17 protein-coding genes are annotated in these 13,848 nt (G+C 73.3%); 4 read left to right on the top strand and 13 right to left on the bottom strand.

The window, feature by feature from the left end; translation table 11 throughout:
* Nucleotides 1-12: 12 nt before the first annotated feature.
* The 8 genes from H5965_RS14800 to H5965_RS14765 form a co-directional block, all read right to left on the bottom strand.
* Entirely contained in the window at nt 13-348 is a 336-nt protein-coding gene (locus H5965_RS14800; protein WP_310970309.1) for a CHAD domain-containing protein, read from the bottom strand.
* Between the two features lie 139 nt (nt 349-487).
* Nucleotides 488-895: a hypothetical protein gene (locus tag H5965_RS14795; protein WP_310970308.1), complete on the bottom strand. Its 408-nt coding sequence runs from the start codon at nt 893-895 to the stop codon at nt 488-490.
* A complete protein-coding gene (locus H5965_RS14790) occupies nt 892-1,797 on the bottom strand; it encodes a universal stress protein (protein WP_310970306.1) in 906 nt (301 codons plus the stop codon). The genes H5965_RS14795 and H5965_RS14790 overlap by 4 nt, the downstream gene beginning before the upstream one ends.
* Nucleotides 1,781-2,059: a DUF1918 domain-containing protein gene (locus H5965_RS14785; RefSeq protein WP_310970305.1), complete on the bottom strand. Its 279-nt coding sequence runs from the start codon at nt 2,057-2,059 to the stop codon at nt 1,781-1,783. Before H5965_RS14785 ends, H5965_RS14790 begins: the two co-directional genes overlap by 17 nt.
* 13 nt (nt 2,060-2,072) lie before the next feature.
* Nucleotides 2,073-3,443, bottom strand: a complete 1,371-nt coding sequence (locus tag H5965_RS14780; protein WP_310970304.1) for a DUF4389 domain-containing protein — start codon at nt 3,441-3,443, stop codon at nt 2,073-2,075.
* Nucleotides 3,440-3,964, bottom strand: a complete 525-nt coding sequence (locus tag H5965_RS14775) for a flavodoxin domain-containing protein (RefSeq protein ID WP_310970303.1) — start codon at nt 3,962-3,964, stop codon at nt 3,440-3,442. The genes H5965_RS14780 and H5965_RS14775 overlap by 4 nt, the downstream gene beginning before the upstream one ends.
* Nucleotides 3,961-4,542: a CBS domain-containing protein gene (locus H5965_RS14770; protein WP_310970301.1), complete on the bottom strand. Its 582-nt coding sequence runs from the start codon at nt 4,540-4,542 to the stop codon at nt 3,961-3,963. Before H5965_RS14770 ends, H5965_RS14775 begins: the two co-directional genes overlap by 4 nt.
* A gap of 11 nt (nt 4,543-4,553) precedes the next feature.
* Nucleotides 4,554-5,336, bottom strand: a complete 783-nt coding sequence (locus tag H5965_RS14765) for a universal stress protein (RefSeq protein ID WP_310970299.1) — start codon at nt 5,334-5,336, stop codon at nt 4,554-4,556.
* Between the two features lie 129 nt (nt 5,337-5,465).
* Here H5965_RS14765 and H5965_RS14760 point away from each other — a divergent pair, with 129 nt between their 5' ends.
* Nucleotides 5,466-6,083 (top strand): hypothetical protein, encoded by a 618-nt coding sequence (locus H5965_RS14760; RefSeq protein WP_310970297.1) that lies wholly within the window; start codon nt 5,466-5,468, stop codon nt 6,081-6,083.
* On the opposite strand, the gene H5965_RS14755 is transcribed toward H5965_RS14760, so the two are convergent.
* Entirely contained in the window at nt 6,074-6,265 is a 192-nt protein-coding gene (locus H5965_RS14755) for a hypothetical protein (RefSeq protein ID WP_310970296.1), read from the bottom strand. The two genes, H5965_RS14760 and H5965_RS14755, sit on opposite strands and share 10 nt — an antisense overlap.
* A 14-nt stretch (nt 6,266-6,279) precedes the next feature.
* Entirely contained in the window at nt 6,280-7,086 is an 807-nt protein-coding gene (gene ppk2, locus H5965_RS14750; RefSeq protein ID WP_310970295.1) for a polyphosphate kinase 2, read from the bottom strand.
* A 130-nt stretch (nt 7,087-7,216) separates the two neighbouring features.
* On the opposite strand from ppk2, the gene H5965_RS14745 reads away from it, so the two are divergent.
* Entirely contained in the window at nt 7,217-8,347 is a 1,131-nt protein-coding gene (locus H5965_RS14745; RefSeq protein WP_310970293.1) for a site-2 protease family protein, read from the top strand.
* An 85-nt stretch (nt 8,348-8,432) separates the two neighbouring features.
* Here H5965_RS14745 and H5965_RS14740 read toward each other — a convergent pair whose 3' ends face one another.
* Entirely contained in the window at nt 8,433-10,712 is a 2,280-nt protein-coding gene (locus H5965_RS14740) for a heavy metal translocating P-type ATPase (RefSeq protein ID WP_310970291.1), read from the bottom strand.
* A 160-nt stretch (nt 10,713-10,872) separates the two neighbouring features.
* On the opposite strand from H5965_RS14740, the gene H5965_RS14735 reads away from it, so the two are divergent.
* Both H5965_RS14735 and H5965_RS14730 read left to right on the top strand, forming a co-directional pair.
* Nucleotides 10,873-11,892 (top strand): Acg family FMN-binding oxidoreductase, encoded by a 1,020-nt coding sequence (locus H5965_RS14735; RefSeq protein ID WP_310970289.1) that lies wholly within the window; start codon nt 10,873-10,875, stop codon nt 11,890-11,892.
* 118 nt (nt 11,893-12,010) lie between these two features.
* Nucleotides 12,011-12,250, top strand: coding sequence for a DUF2188 domain-containing protein (locus tag H5965_RS14730; protein WP_310970288.1), 240 nt, complete (start codon nt 12,011-12,013; stop codon nt 12,248-12,250).
* A gap of 54 nt (nt 12,251-12,304) precedes the next feature.
* On the opposite strand, the gene H5965_RS14725 is transcribed toward H5965_RS14730, so the two are convergent.
* Nucleotides 12,305-12,928: a CBS domain-containing protein gene (locus H5965_RS14725; protein ID WP_310970286.1), complete on the bottom strand. Its 624-nt coding sequence runs from the start codon at nt 12,926-12,928 to the stop codon at nt 12,305-12,307.
* A gap of 12 nt (nt 12,929-12,940) precedes the next feature.
* Nucleotides 12,941-13,822, bottom strand: coding sequence for a universal stress protein (locus H5965_RS14720; RefSeq protein ID WP_310970285.1), 882 nt, complete (start codon nt 13,820-13,822; stop codon nt 12,941-12,943).
* Nucleotides 13,823-13,848 lie beyond the last annotated feature (26 nt).

Genomic DNA, 13,848 nt, shown 5'->3' with positions numbered 1-13,848 from the left:
CCGCTTCGGCGGTCAGGATCGCGCCGAACCCGCCGTGGCGCGCCTGGAGGACGCGCAGGTGCGGGCGACCACGGCGTCCTGGAACTCGCCGAGCAGGTCCTGGAAGGCCCGCAGCGCCTTCACGTCGACGGGAAGGCCAGCCGCCCCGGCTTCGAGGGCGTACCGCAGCCGTTTGGCGGCCTTCCGGATGTCGTGGACGGCCCGTTCCCGGTCGGGCGCCGTGGCCAGAGCGGCAACCCGCCCGTCCACGTCTTCGGCCACCGCGCGGGCCAGCCGGGGCAGGACCTTCGCGGCCGGACGGCGGGCGGCTTTGGGCCACTCGTGGCGTGGTTGTTCCCTGAGCACCACCCGCCGAGGGTGATCGGGCCGTCCGGGGTGTCGAGGCACCACCGGCCGTCCCGGATCCCCAGCGTGAGGTGGTGCCGGAGCAGGCGCAGCGAGTCGGTGTCGAAGAACTCCGTCTCGTGCAGGCTCGTCACGGTGGCGCTCATGACGACCCCAGCCGGCGGCGGGCCAGCAGCGCGAGCCCGACCAGCACCACGAGGAGCGCCACGGTCACCCACTGGACCGGGGCACGCACCCCGATCACGCCGAACTGGATGGCCAGCCAGCCGGTGAGCACCGCGCCGGCGGCCAGGGCCGCGATCGGCGCCCGGAAGTCGATCCGCCAGGCGAACACCGACGCCGCGGCCAGCGACCCGCCGACGACGAGCACGAGCGCGACGCCCGGCAGCGCCCAGCTGGTCAGGCCGAGGGGTGCCAGCCATTCGACCGGCATGGTGAATCCCGGAGCTCCGGCGATCAGGGCGATCCCGCCGTAGACCGCGCTCGCGGCGAGCAGGGTCTCGAACGTCGCCAGCAGGCGCATCGTGGCGCGGGTCCGGGCCGTGGTCATCGCGGGCTCCCGACCGGCCGCACCACCGCCACCGGGCACGGCGAGTGCGCGATCAGCGCCTGGCTCGTCGAGCCGAGCAGCATGCCGGTGAACCCGCCGCGCCCACGGCTGCCGACCACGATGAGCTGCGCCTCCTCACCGCGCTCCAACAGTGTGCGCACCGGTCGCCCGCGGACGACCTCCAGCTCGATCGCCAGCTCCGGGTACTTGCGCTGCCAACCCGCGACCTGCTCGGCCAGCTTGCCGCGCTCGGCGGCGACGATTTCGGCCGGGTCTTCCTGCAGCGGGTGCGGGCGCAGCATGCCGTCGGCGAGGACGTCGCTCCACGTGTGCACCACGACCAGCGCCGTGCCACGAAGCCTCGCCTCATCGCAGGCGAACGCGATGGCGGCCTCGCTGTCGGGCGAGCCGTCGGACCCGACGACCACCGGCCCGGTGCTCGGCGGCGGATCGTGCGGAGTCCGGCCGCGGACGACGACGATCGGGCAGTGCGTGTGCGCGGCCACCGCGACGGCGGTCGAGCCGACGAGCAGCCCGGTGAACCCGCCCAGCCCGCGGGAGCCGAGCACGATCAGCTCGGCGTGCTGAGACTCCTGGACCAGCGCGGTGACCGGGCTCCACTCCCGGGCCGCGGTGCCGACTTCCAGGCCGGGGTGCTCGGCGAGCACCGCGGCCTTCGCCTCGGCCAGCCAGCCCTCGGCCCGCTCGGCCAGCCCGGCCCGCACCTGCTCGTGGGTACCGAACGCCACGGGCGCCTTCACCTGCGGCAGCGCGTAGACCTGGACCAGCCGCAGCGGACGCCCCCGGCGGACGGCTTCCGCGCCCGCCCACACGGCGGCCTGCACCGCCGAACTCGAACCGTCGATCCCGGCGACGACCGCGCCGTCAACGAACCCGGACATGGCCACCCTCCTCGTGGAGGTACCGCCGGACCCGGTCGAACCGGGTGCGGGCGTGGTCTTCGGCCGCCCGTTCCTCCTCGGCGGTCAGCACGACCGCGTCGGGGCCGGGGAAGACCGTCGACACGTGGTCGTCGGCCGTCCAGCGGACGACGTACGGCGGTGTCCCGTCGGCCGAGTGGACCTCGATGATCCGGCCGCGCTGTTCGGGCGCGTCGACCCACGGTCCCTTGACGACGAGCCAGTCGCCCGGCTGTGCATGCATGATCGTTCCTTCCTCAAGCGTCCACAGTGGATGGCTCAGCGGCGTTCGGGCGGTGCGAAGCCCGGTGCGCGGCGACGCCGATCAGCACCACCCCGCCGGCCAGCACGACGAGACCGGACACCAGCAGCGCCAGGGCGATCCAGCCGAGGGCGGGCGCGGTCGCGCCTGCTTCGGCGCGCACGGAGATCCCGCGCGCGGCGTCCGCGTTCATCACGACCGCGGTCCACTGCCCGTTCAGCACCGGCCAGGTGACGGTCTGCGTGCCCGCGCCGGACGCGCTCGCGACCCACACGCCGGCGTCGCCGGGCGAGACGGCCAGGGCGCCGCCGGGGTGTGTGCGGTTGCCCGGGGTTGTGTACTCGGTAGCGGCCAGGTAGCGCTCGACGTCGGCGGTGCGGCCGATACCGACGAAGACCGGACGGCCGGCGGTGTCCGTCACCCGGATCCGGACGTCACCGATGAAGCCCTCGAACTTCGGCACCGACACGCCCTCCAGCCGCACCGGATCGGTGGCGACGGCGTACCCGCCGGAGACGAAGGTGGTGGACGCGGTGAGGTAGCCGTCCGCGTCGCGCTGGGTCCGGTCGGCCCACAGCACAGCCGCGCCACCGGTGACCAGGCCCATCGAGCCGAGCACCAGCACGGCACCGGTGATCGCGGCGGCGATCCGCCCGGCGGTCCAGCCCGACGCGTGCGGGTGGGGCGGCTGCGGGTGCGGGGGTTCGTGGCCGGCCTCGGCGCCACCCATGTCGAGCCGGAACGGCGGGTACTCGTCGGTCATCAGCGACACGTACGCGGCCACGCGCAGGACCCAGCGGTCCATGCCGAGGACGAAGTCGAAGATCGGCCGCGGGTAGCGGCCGGTGAACAGCAGCACCACACCGGCCACGAGGACCAGCACGCCGACGAGGCCACCGGCGGCCCAGTCGAAGGTGCCGTCGCTCGTGCGGGACGCCAGCCAGGTGCCGCCGCCGACGAACAGGCCGACGACGATGAAGTGCGGGATGGCCAGCAGCCACCACTTCACCAGCACCAGGCCGCGCGAAAGCCGTTCGGGGTAGGCGATTTCGAGCCGGGCCGGGTAGTCCGGGACGTCGGCCAGGGTGAACGGCGGGTACCGGTCGGTCCCGAGCGCGGCGTAGGAGTAGTACTGCACCCGCCAGCTCCAGCGCAGCACGCCGGAGGTGAACTCGAACTGCGGCCGCGGGTACCGGCCGGTGACGAGGATCGCGAAGAAGGCCGCGATCGTGGCGAACGGGTAAGCGAACCAGAGGAACGCCAACACGATGTAGTGCGGGACGGCGAGCAGCCACTTCACCAGCCAGAGCCCGCGGGACAGCGGCTCGTCCAGCGTCGCCTCGACGCGGACCGGGTATTCGGTCATGACACGCTCCTTTCCAAGCGGGCGAGGTTCGTCCCGATCTCGCGGCCCCAGGCGCGGATCGTGGGCCAGTCACGGTTGTCGGCGTCGGCGACCCGCAGCGCCGTCACGACGGCGCGCTCGGGGAACTTGAGGGTGCGGCGATCGATCTTGCCGCCGAACAGGCGGTGCCCGCGGGCGTTCAACCGCTGCGCCAGATCCTCGACGGCGACCGGCTCTTCGGCGGGCCGCTTCGGTTCCCCGACGGGTCCGCTGGAGAACAACCAGACCGGAACCCGGCGCAGTTCGTCCGAAAAGGACTCCACGAGTTCCCTGGCCGGTTCCAGCCAGTGCCCCAGGTAGACGGCGCTGCCGATGACCACGGCGTCGAAGCCGTCGACCGAACGGACGAGGCCCGCGTCACGCACCTCGACCTGCGCGCCCACTCCGGCGTCGGTCGGCGCGGCGCCGAGCGCGGTGGCCACGCTTTCGGCGATTTCCCTGGTGGCACCGTGCCGGGTGGCCACCGCGACGAGGATCTTCATGTCCGCACCGACGCTTCTTCCCACAGCTCCACGCCGACGACGCCGTAGACCGTCTTCGCCAACGCCGTCACGACCCGGCGCTCGGCCTCGTCGGTGAAAGTGCCGCGGATGGTAACCATGCCGCCGGTGACCGAGACGGCCCACCGGTCGCGGTGCCCGCTGTAGTCCGTGAGCAAGGCGTTGAGGTGCGAAGCGATCGAGTCGTCCTGGCGCACCAGTGGGCTGAGCATGTCGCGGCGGCTGACGATGCCGACGAGGACGCCCTCGTCGTCGACCACCGGGATGCTGCGGCGCCGGTCGCCCAGCATGCGCCGGGCGATCTCGGTGATGTCCGTGTCCAGCCGCACCGTCTCCGCGGGTGTGGTCATCTTCGTGGCCACCAGCACGTCGGGCGCCGCACCGGTGAGGCCGCTGCGGAGTGCGTCGGCTTCGGTGAACACGCCGAGCACCGTGTCGTCCTCGCCCACCACCGGCAACGCCGCGACGCAGTGCTCGGTGAGCAGCACGATGGCTTCGCGGACCGGCGTCGCGGGCCCGACCCGGACCACCGGCCTCGTCATGATGTCGCGTGCCTTCACTTCGGCTCCTTTCAGTGCACGACCGCAACCGGGCAGGCCGCGTGCGCCAGCAGGGCGTTGCCGGTCGAGCCGAGGATTCCGCCGGCGACCGGGCCGCGGCCTCGGGTGCCGACGACGATCAGCCGGGCGTCCGGGGCGGCGTGCTGCAGCGCGCGGGCCGGTACCCGCTCCCGCACGACCTGCGTACGGACCTCCAAATCCGGGTACTTGCGCTGCCAGCCGGCGACCCGGGCCGCCAGTTCGGCGTCGTCGTCCCCCGCGTGCACGATCAGCACCGGCGCCCGCGTCGCGGCCGCCTCTTCGAAGGCGAACCGCAACGCGTGCTCGCTCGATTCGGACCGGTCGACCCCGGCGACGACCGGTCCCGTCCGGGTCGGCTGGTGCCCGGGCACCACGACGACGGGGCACGGCGCCTCCGCGGCCACGCGCAGGGCGACCGAACCGATCAGTGCGCCCCGCAGGCCACCGAGGCCGTGCGAACCGAGGACGACGAGTGCCGCGTCCGCCGCCTCCTCGAGCAGCAGGTCGGCGGCGAGCCCGAGCCGGACGGCCGTCTCGACCCGCACGCCGGGCGCCCAGTCGCGGGCGATCCCGGCCGCGCGGTGCAGCCGGCGGTAGATGTGTTCCAGCAGGAGCTCGTCGTGCTCGTGCGCGGGCGCGTCCTCGAAGATGCAGGCGTGCAGCAGGCGCAGCGTGGTGTCGCGCCGCCCTGCTTCCCTGGCCGCCCAGCGGACGGCGGCGTACGAGGGCTCGGAAGCGTCCACCCCGGCGAGCACCGGCCGGTTTGCGGTCATGAGTTCCTCCTGGGGGTCCGGGAGGTTCAGCATGGGTGGGGCCGGTAGTGGCCGGTCAGGGCCCGAAGTCCTTTTCACCGGGGACCAAATCCGCCTGTCCGCACGGCCGCCGTCGCCGACGCTGGGACGATGACCACACCTGATCTGTTCATCGACCACTTCCTGCCGCACCCGCACTTCGAGCTGGTGCGCACGACGATCGTGGACGCGCCGGTGAAGGAGACCTACTCCGCGGCGCGCGACCTCGACTTCACCGACGTCCGGGGCGGCATCGTCTCGGCAGCAGGGTGGCTGCGCACGCTGCCCGAACGCTGGCACAACCGGCGGCACGGCCCGCCTCGCCGGCCGACCCGCCTGACGGCCGACGACCTCGACGCCGGCTCCGAATGGACACTGCTCGGCGACCGGCCGGGCGCCGAATTCGCGCTCGGCGCCGCAGGCAAGTTCTGGAAGCCGGTGATCACGTGGCGCCGGGTGGAGGCCGACGACTTCGCGGCGTTCGACGAGCCCGGCTTCGGGAAGCTCGTGATGGCCGTGTCGGTCGCGCCCTACGGCGCGCACCGCACGGTGCTCACGGTGCACACCCGGGTCCGGATGAGCGATCCGGAGAGCTGGCTGAAGTTCCGCCGCTACTGGCGGATCGCCCGGCCGGCCATCGGGTCCGTGCACACGGCGCTCATCCGCACGATAGCCGCGAAAGCCCGGGAAAGGGCCCTCGCGGCCTACACGCGCACCGATCAGCCCTGACGTTCGCCCGCCGGTTGCCGCGGTTCGTCCGCGGCAACCGGAGGAAGGTCTTCTTCGTTCTCCTTGATCGCGTGGTGTTCGACCACGTGCAGGTACCGGCCCACCTTCGGCCCGTGCCGGCCGCGCTCGGCGACATCGCGGCGTGCCTCGGCTTCGATGGCCGCCTTTTCCTTGTCGTCCATGGTTTCTCCTCTGTTCAGCGCGGCAGCAGGGTCGCCGCGTGATCGGGAACGTAGGTCTGCAGCCGCCGGTCGGGCCGGAAGTAGCCCGTCGGCTCCGGCCGTGGGGGCAACGACACAGCCTGGCGGGGCACCTCGAAGTACGGGACGCTCGAAAGCAGGTGCGCGATCATGTTCAGCCGCCCGCGCCGCTTTTCCTCGCTTTCCACGACGTGCCAGGGGGATTCGGCGGTGTCGGTGTGCACGAACATGTCGTCCTTCGCCCGCGAGTAGTCCTCCCAGTGCGTCACGGACCGCAGGTCGATGGTCGAGAGCTTCCAGCGGCGCATGGGGTCGTCGAGGCGGGCGCGGAACCGGCGTTCCTGCTCGTCGACGCTGACGGAGAACCAGTACTTGCGGAGCAGGATGCCGTCGTCGACGAGCAGCCGTTCGAAGATCGGGCACTGCTGCAGGGACCGCCGATGCTCCTCCGGCGTGCAGAACCCCATCACCCGCTCGACGCCGGCGCGGTTGTACCAGCTGCGGTCGAACAGCACGATCTCCCCCGCGGCGGGCAGGTGCTCGATGTAGCGCTGGAAGTACCACTGCGTCCGCTCGCGCTCGGTCGGGCTGGGCAACGCGGCGATCCGCACCACGCGGGGGTTGAGGTGCTCGGTGACGCGCTTGATGGTGCTGCCCTTGCCGGCGGCGTCCCTGCCCTCGAACACCACGACCAGCCGCGCCCCTTCGGCCCGGACCCATTCCTGGAGCTTCACGAGTTCGGCCTGCAGGCGCAGCAGTTCACGCTCGTAGACCGCGCGCGGGAGCTTCTTGGTACCGGGCATGCCCCCGACGCTACGAACCCGGCAGTCGTCCGTGCTGCGGCCGGACGTCGGCGGAGCAGGGGTCTTTGGTCCCTCGCTCCGGAGCGGTGCGGCCCTCGTTCGCGCGCGCCCGCGGGAGGACGGTCGGAAGATGAACGCCACCTTCCCGCTCGGGCGCCCGGCCGGTATCCGGGTCGGCGCGCACTGGTCCGTGCTCCTGACCATGACCCTGCTGGCGTGGCTCCTGGCCCGGTCACTGCTGCCGGAAGCCTTGCCCGGCCTGGCCCCGCTGGTCTACTGGGCGACTGGGACGGTGGGGGCCGTGATGTTCCTGGCGTCGCTGCTGGTCCACGAACTCAGCCACGCGCTCGTGGCGCGGCACCGCGGGCTCGCGGTGGACCGCGTCACGCTGTGGCTGTTCGGCGGCAGTACGGAGCTGACCGACGATGCCCCGACGCCGCGCACCGCGTTCGCCGTCGCGATCGCCGGCCCGGCGGCGAGCCTGCTGGCCGGGGCCGGCTTCCTGGGTGCGTCCCTGTTGCTGTCCGACGTCGTGGGCGTCACGCTCGGCTGGCTGGGGTGGACGAACCTGGTCCTGGCGGCGTTCAACCTGCTGCCGGGCGCGCCCCTGGACGGTGGGCGGGTCCTGCAGGCACTCGTCTGGTGGCGTACCGGCGACAAGCGGCGAGCCCAGGCCGCGGCGGCCCGGTCGGGTCAGGTCCTCGGGCTGGTCCTGGCCGCGCTGGGACTGGCCTGGTTGCTGTGGTCCGGCAGCTTCGCCGGGCTGTGGCTGGCCGGCATCGGCTGGTTCCTGGGCCTGAGCGCCCGGGCCGAGCTGGCCGTGGGCCCGGCGCGCGAGCTGCTGGGGCGCATCCGGCTCGACGAGATCATGACCCCGGCCCCGGTGACCGCGCCCGGCTGGTTCACTATCCAGGGGTTCGTCGACCAGGCCGCGACCACCCGCTTCCGCACCTACCCAGTAGTGGCGTTCGACGGCCGCCCGGTCGGGGTGATCAGCCTGGCGATGCTCGCCCGGGTCCCGGAGCAGGAGCGCGCCGCGACGCGGGTCGAGGACGTCTGCGCGCGCCCGCCGGCGTGCCTCGTGTCGGCACCGTCGACCCCGCTGACGGCTGTCCTCGGCCGGATCGGCGGACGCCCGGGACAGGACCTCGCGCTGGTCGTCTCGGACGGCGTGCTCGTCGGGGTGGTGAGCCCGGGTGACATCGCCCGGACGCTGGAGCTGGCGATGCTGGGCGCGAAAGCCCACCGGCCGGCGAGGTAGCGCAGACCCTCGGGACGAGCGCCCCAATGCGGCCTTCGGTGCGTCTGACGCAACCAAGGCCACCTTGGGCACATCCTCGGTCCGCTCAGAAGGACGGCAGCGTGAAGTACGCTTCCTCCTCCTGCGCGAAGTGCAGCGTCAGCACGGCATCCAGCCCGTAGAGGGTCGCCCGCAGATCGTCCACCTGGTCCGGCTGGATGCCGTTCGGTTCCTCCGCCAGGTGCCGCTCCAGCCGGCGGACCAGGCGGCCGATCTCCGCGTGCTCGCGGCTCATCGTCACCGTGCTCTCCGGGCCGCCCAGTGCCGTCGACAACGCCGGATACAGCTCGGTCTCCTCGGCCTGCTCGTGCGGCAGCAGCTGGTCGGCGAGCAGCTGTGCCGCCGTGCGGACCGCCGCGTCCGCGGCCGGGGTCGCTCCCTCGGCCAGCGCGTCGGCCGCCTGGCGGACCGCGGCCCGGGCCGGGAGCAGCTTCTCGTGCTCGGACTCGAACCGCCGGACCATCGCCGCCGGGGCCGGCCTGCGGGGCTTCCGGTCGCCGAGCGCGCGCAACGCGTTGAGGATCACCACCACGTCGATGGCCTCCTGGACCAGCGCCCCGGCCACCGGCACCAGGACGCCGCCGGCCGCGGCCAGCATCGCCACCAGCGACAGCAGCGTCCCGGCGACCGCGCTCTGCACCGCGAGCCGGTGGGACCGGCGGGCGATCTCCGCCGCGTCCGCGAGCCGGTCGAGGCGGTCGTCGAGGATCACCGCGTCGGCGGCCTGCGCGGCCGCCGTGGCGCCTCGCGAGCCGAGCGCGACGCCCACGTCCGCCGCCGCCAGCGCGGGCGCGTCGTTGACACCGTCGCCGGTCATCACGGTCACGCCGCGGGCCCGGGCGGCCTCCACCTCGCGGAGTTTCTCCGCCGGTGTCACCTCCGCGTGGACGTCGTCCAGCCCCAGCATCGCGGCCACTTCACGCGCATTGTCGACGCGGTCGCCGGTGAGGAGCCGGATCTCGCGGATCCCGGCGACTTTCAGGCGGCGCATCGTCCGGGCGGCGTCGGGCCGGATCGGGTCCTTCGCCAGCAAGGCCGCGACGGGCTCGCCGTCCGACTCCACCCACAGCACCGAGGCGAGATCCAGCCGGCCACGGCGGGCCGCGCCCCGGGCCCACGCGGGCAGGTCCGCATCGAGCCGGCGGCCGACGCGAACCCAGCGGCCGCGAACCCGGCCGCGAACACCCGACCCGACCTCTTCGGTGACGTCTTCGGCGGCGGCCGGAGCCGCTCCGGCCGACGCCGCGGCCCGCACCACCGCGGTCGCCAGCACGTGCGGCGAGTACTGCTCCACCCCGGCCGCCAGCGCAAGGACCTCGGCAACGTCACGCCCCGGGGCGCACACGACGTCGGTGATCTCGGGACGGCCCTTGGTCACCGTCCCGGTCTTGTCCATCAACAGGATCCCGGCCCGCCCGAGCGCTTCGAGGGCAACGCCGTCCTTGACCACCACACCGGCCTTCGACGCCCGGGACATGCCACCGGTCACCGCGATCGGCACGGCCAGCAGCAGCGGGCACGGCGTCGCGGTCACCAGCACGGCGACCGCGCGGTCCGCCTCCCCGGTCAGCAGCCAGGCGAGCGCGGCGATCAGCAGGGAGGCGGGCAGGAACCAGACAGCGACCCGGTCGGCGATCCGGGCGACGCCTGCGGTGCGGGCCGCGGCCTCCTCGGCGAGCCGCACGACACCGGCGTAAGCGCTGTCGGCCGCGGCCGCGCTCGCCCGGACGGCGACGGCCGCACCGGTGTTGACCACTCCACTGTGGACAGTGTCGTCCGCGGGCCGCTGCACCGGGAGCGGCTCGCCGGTCAGCGCGGACTCGTCGAAGGTGCCGCCGTCGGGAAGCACGCCGTCGACCGGCACGACCTCACCCGGCAGGACCACGATGAGGTCGCCGGGCCGGACGGTGCCGACCGGGATGGTCTCGTGGCCGGTCGCGGTGCGCAGGTGCGCCACCCGCGGCGCCCGGTCGAGCAACGCCGTCAGGTTCCGGCTCGCCCGCCGTTGCGCGCCGGCTTCGAGGACGCGCCCGGTGGCGACCATCGCCGCGACGATCGCGCCCGCGAGGTACTCGCCCACCGCGAGCGTGGCGACCAGGGCCAGGACGGCGAGCAGATCGGCACCCCACCGGCGGGCCCGCAGATCGGCGGCGACCCACACGACGGCCGGCACGAGGGTGACCAGATCGGCGACGGCCCAGACGACGTCGGCGGCGACCGGCGCGCCCGTCCACCTGGTGATCCCACCGGCCGCGACGAGCAGAAGAACGAGCGTCAGCAGACCGGCTTCCCGCTGTCGCGTCCGGTCAGCCGGGGTGTGGTCCATGGTGCCTCCTGCGGTCGGCCGGGACACCCAGCCTCAGCCGTGGGCCCGGCGCCGGAAAGGGCCGAAGGGCCTCGCCACGGTCACCTCCGGGAAGCCCTTGGACCCTGTGGCCGGCGAAGCGCCGCGGCAAGCATGGAGGCACCCCATCCAAGGAGGACTGATGGACCCCACGACGCCCGACGCCTACACCGTGCGAGCGGCCGTCGCGCTCGCGGTGCGTGCTCCTTCGGTGCACAACTCCCAGCCGTGGCTCTGGCGGTTCGACGGCCACACGGTCGAGCTGCGCGCCGATCCGGGGCGCCGGCTGCAGCACACCGATCCCGACGGCCGCGACCTGCTCGTCAGCTGCGGGTGCGCGCTGCACTACTTCACCGTCGCCGCGGCGGCGATGGGGTGGGCCGCGCAGATCCGCCGGCTGCCTGAGCCCGGCGTCCTCGCCCGGATCGACCTGGTGCCTCACGACACGCGTGACGACGACATCGCACTCGCGGCGGCCATCCCCCGCCGCCGTTCGGACCGGCGCCGGTTCGCCGAGCGGCCGCTGCTGGTGCGGGACGAGGTGCTGCTGCAGAAGAGTGCTTCCGACCAGGGCGCGGCCTTGCACCTGGCGACGGCTGCACCGCATCGGACCGTGCTCAGCACCGCGGCCGCGGAGGCTGCCGGGCTGCACCGGGCTGACCAGGACTACGAGATCGAGCTGGCCGCGTGGAGCGGCCGCGATCATGCCCCGGACGGCGTGCCCGCCCGGAACGCGGTCCTGGCTCTCGCGCCCCGCCGGGAACTGCGGATCCGTGAATTCGCGGGCGGGCGCATCCCGGACACGACAGGCCCCGACGGCGCGGTAGTCACGGTGGTCGCCACCGCGGGCGACACCGAACTGGACCGCCTCCGGGCCGGCGAAGCCGCCAGCGCCGTCCTGCTCACCGCTACCCGGCTGAACCTGGCGTCCTGTGTGTACACCGAACCGTTCGAGTTCACGAGCACGCGCGGCCTGGTCCGCGACTGCGTCCTCGGCGGACGGCTCGAGCCACAGCTGGTCGTCCGTGTCGGCTACGGACCGAACGACGCGGCGCCCCTTCCGGCGACGCCGCGCCGGCCGATCAGCGAAGTCCTGCGGCCACTCCCCCACCCGTACGGCGTGGGCCTGCCGATTCCGGAACAACTGCGCGGCCGCCACTGACCGCGGAAACGACGCCACCTACCGGAAACCGGTTGTGATCACCGAGTTCGCAGTGCTCTCCTCGGAGTAACGGCCTACGCCCTTGGCGCAGGACAGCCAAAACGAGGAGCACGATCGCATGACTGACAAGGACCGGCACGTGGTGCCGAACCCCAACGGCGGCTGGGATGTGAAGAAGCCCGGAGCCGGCAGGGCGAGCGCTCACACCGACACTCAGGCACAGGCCTCGGCCCGGGCGCGGGAGATCACCGCGAACACAGGCGGGGAAACCGTCGTTCACGGCCGGGATGGGCAGATTCGGCAGAAGGACACGTCACCGAAGGGCCACGACCCGAACCCGCCGCGTGACAAGCACTGAGCGAGGACCGGAAGGCCTCCGCCCGAACCCGGGCGGAGGCCTTCCCGTCGCGGCTCAAGCCACGTCGTTCCAGACGTAGTCCAGCCGGTTGCGGACCTCCACCACGCCGGACAGCTCGCTGATCGACCGCGTCACCGGGTCGATGTCGCTGCGCCGCTCCACGCGGCCCACCACCGTCACGATCCCGGCCCGGACCTCCACGCGGACCCGGTCCGGGCCCCAGCTCAGCCGCCGGATCCGGTCGCACACCTCGCGTTCGAGCTCCGCGTCGCCGCGGGTGAACACCCGGACCAGGTCCCGGCGGGACAGCACGCCCGCCGGCTTTCCGTTGCGCAGCACGAACAACCGGCGGACGCCGGAGCGGGCGAACTTCGCCGCCGCGACGGCGAGGGAGTCCTCCGCGTCGATCGTGACGACCGGGCTGGTCATCAGGTCCTTCGCGGTGCACGCCGTCGCCTTGCGGGCCAGCCGGCGGTCGCGGCGGCGGGGTTTCGGGTCCTCCCACAGGTGCGGCAGGAGGTCCGCTTCCGAGACGACGCCGATCAGCGCGCCCGTCTTGTCGACGACGCCGACCGCGCTGATCCCGTTGCCGGTCAGCAGTTCGGCGATGTCCTTGAACGGCGTCTGCGGCGAGACGGTGATCGGGTCGGCGGTCATCACCGCGGCAACCGTGGTCATGTCTGTACTCCTTCAGGCGTTCTCGGTGCGGACGACCATCACGGGGCAGGCCGCGTGGTGCAGCAGGGCCTGGCTCGTCGAGCCGAGGACCAGCCCGGTGAAGCCACCGCGGCCGCGGCTGCCGACGACGACCAGCTGCGCGCCGCGGCTCGCCGACAGCAGGCGGTGGCGCGGCTTGTCGTGCTCGACGCGGCGCTCGACCTCGACGTCCGGGTACTTCTCCTGCCACCCGGCGAGCCGCTGGGCGAGCAGCCGCTGCCCCGAGTCGCGCAGGGACTCGCCCTGGAAGGCGACGTTGCCGTCGCTGAAGAGGCCGGCGGTGTCACCGTCGTGCCAGGTGTAGATGGCCACGAGCGGTGCGTTGCGGAGAGAGGCCTCTTCGAACGCCCACGCGATCGCCGCTTCGCTCAGCGGGCTGCCGTCGGCGCCCACGACCACCGGGCCGTCGACGCTCTCGCTGCCGCGCACCACGACCACCGGGCAGTGGGCCTTGGCGGCGAGGTCGACGTCGGGAGACCCGCTGAACAGCCCGGCGATCGGGCCGACAGGCTCGCCGGTGACGAGCAGCCGGGCCCGTTCCGACATCGCCAGCAGGGCCGGAACCGGCCCGCGGTCGCTGGCTTCGGTGCCGACCTCGAGCCCGGGAACGGCGGCTTCGAGGGTCGCCCGCGTCCGGCGCAGCAACTGGTCGGCTTCGGCTTCCTTGACCGCCAGCCAGTCCGACGGCGGGTAGACCTTGCCGCCGAACGCCGCGTCTTCGTAGCCGTAGGCCGTGAAGACGAGCAGCGAAGCGTGCCGCCGGGCCGCTTCCCCGGCCGCCCACAGCGCAGCCGCGGCGGCGGATTCCGAGCCGTCCACGGCCACCACGATCGGCGCGTTTCCGGTTGCGCTCATGACGTTTCCTTCCGGGGGTTGCGGTT

It is taken from the genome of Amycolatopsis sp. 505 (assembly GCF_031625235.1).
Lineage (GTDB): Bacteria > Actinomycetota > Actinomycetes > Mycobacteriales > Pseudonocardiaceae > Amycolatopsis.
The sequence above is the reverse complement of the archived record's forward strand: the minus strand, read 5'-3'. Positions and strand labels throughout refer to the sequence as shown.

Bases quoted from the DNA above. Each gene is read 5' to 3' on its own strand.
- H5965_RS14795 (WP_310970308.1), bottom strand. From the start codon at position 895: ATGACCACGGCCCGGACCCGCGCCACGATGCGCCTGCTGGCGACGTTC.
- H5965_RS14790 (WP_310970306.1), bottom strand. From the start codon at position 1,797: ATGTCCGGGTTCGTTGACGGCGCGGTCGTCGCCGGGATCGACGGTTCG.
- H5965_RS14785 (WP_310970305.1), bottom strand. From the start codon at position 2,059: ATGCATGCACAGCCGGGCGACTGGCTCGTCGTCAAGGGACCGTGGGTC.
- H5965_RS14780 (WP_310970304.1), bottom strand. From the start codon at position 3,443: ATGACCGAATACCCGGTCCGCGTCGAGGCGACGCTGGACGAGCCGCTG.
- H5965_RS14775 (WP_310970303.1), bottom strand. From the start codon at position 3,964: ATGAAGATCCTCGTCGCGGTGGCCACCCGGCACGGTGCCACCAGGGAA.
- H5965_RS14765 (WP_310970299.1), bottom strand. From the start codon at position 5,336: ATGACCGCAAACCGGCCGGTGCTCGCCGGGGTGGACGCTTCCGAGCCC.
- H5965_RS14760 (WP_310970297.1), top strand. From the start codon at position 5,466: ATGACCACACCTGATCTGTTCATCGACCACTTCCTGCCGCACCCGCAC.
- H5965_RS14755 (WP_310970296.1), bottom strand. From the start codon at position 6,265: ATGGACGACAAGGAAAAGGCGGCCATCGAAGCCGAGGCACGCCGCGAT.
- ppk2 (WP_310970295.1), bottom strand. From the start codon at position 7,086: ATGCCCGGTACCAAGAAGCTCCCGCGCGCGGTCTACGAGCGTGAACTG.
- H5965_RS14745 (WP_310970293.1), top strand. From the start codon at position 7,217: ATGAACGCCACCTTCCCGCTCGGGCGCCCGGCCGGTATCCGGGTCGGC.
- H5965_RS14740 (WP_310970291.1), bottom strand. From the start codon at position 10,712: ATGGACCACACCCCGGCTGACCGGACGCGACAGCGGGAAGCCGGTCTG.
- H5965_RS14735 (WP_310970289.1), top strand. From the start codon at position 10,873: ATGGACCCCACGACGCCCGACGCCTACACCGTGCGAGCGGCCGTCGCG.
- H5965_RS14730 (WP_310970288.1), top strand. From the start codon at position 12,011: ATGACTGACAAGGACCGGCACGTGGTGCCGAACCCCAACGGCGGCTGG.
- H5965_RS14725 (WP_310970286.1), bottom strand. From the start codon at position 12,928: ATGACCACGGTTGCCGCGGTGATGACCGCCGACCCGATCACCGTCTCG.
- H5965_RS14720 (WP_310970285.1), bottom strand. From the start codon at position 13,822: ATGAGCGCAACCGGAAACGCGCCGATCGTGGTGGCCGTGGACGGCTCG.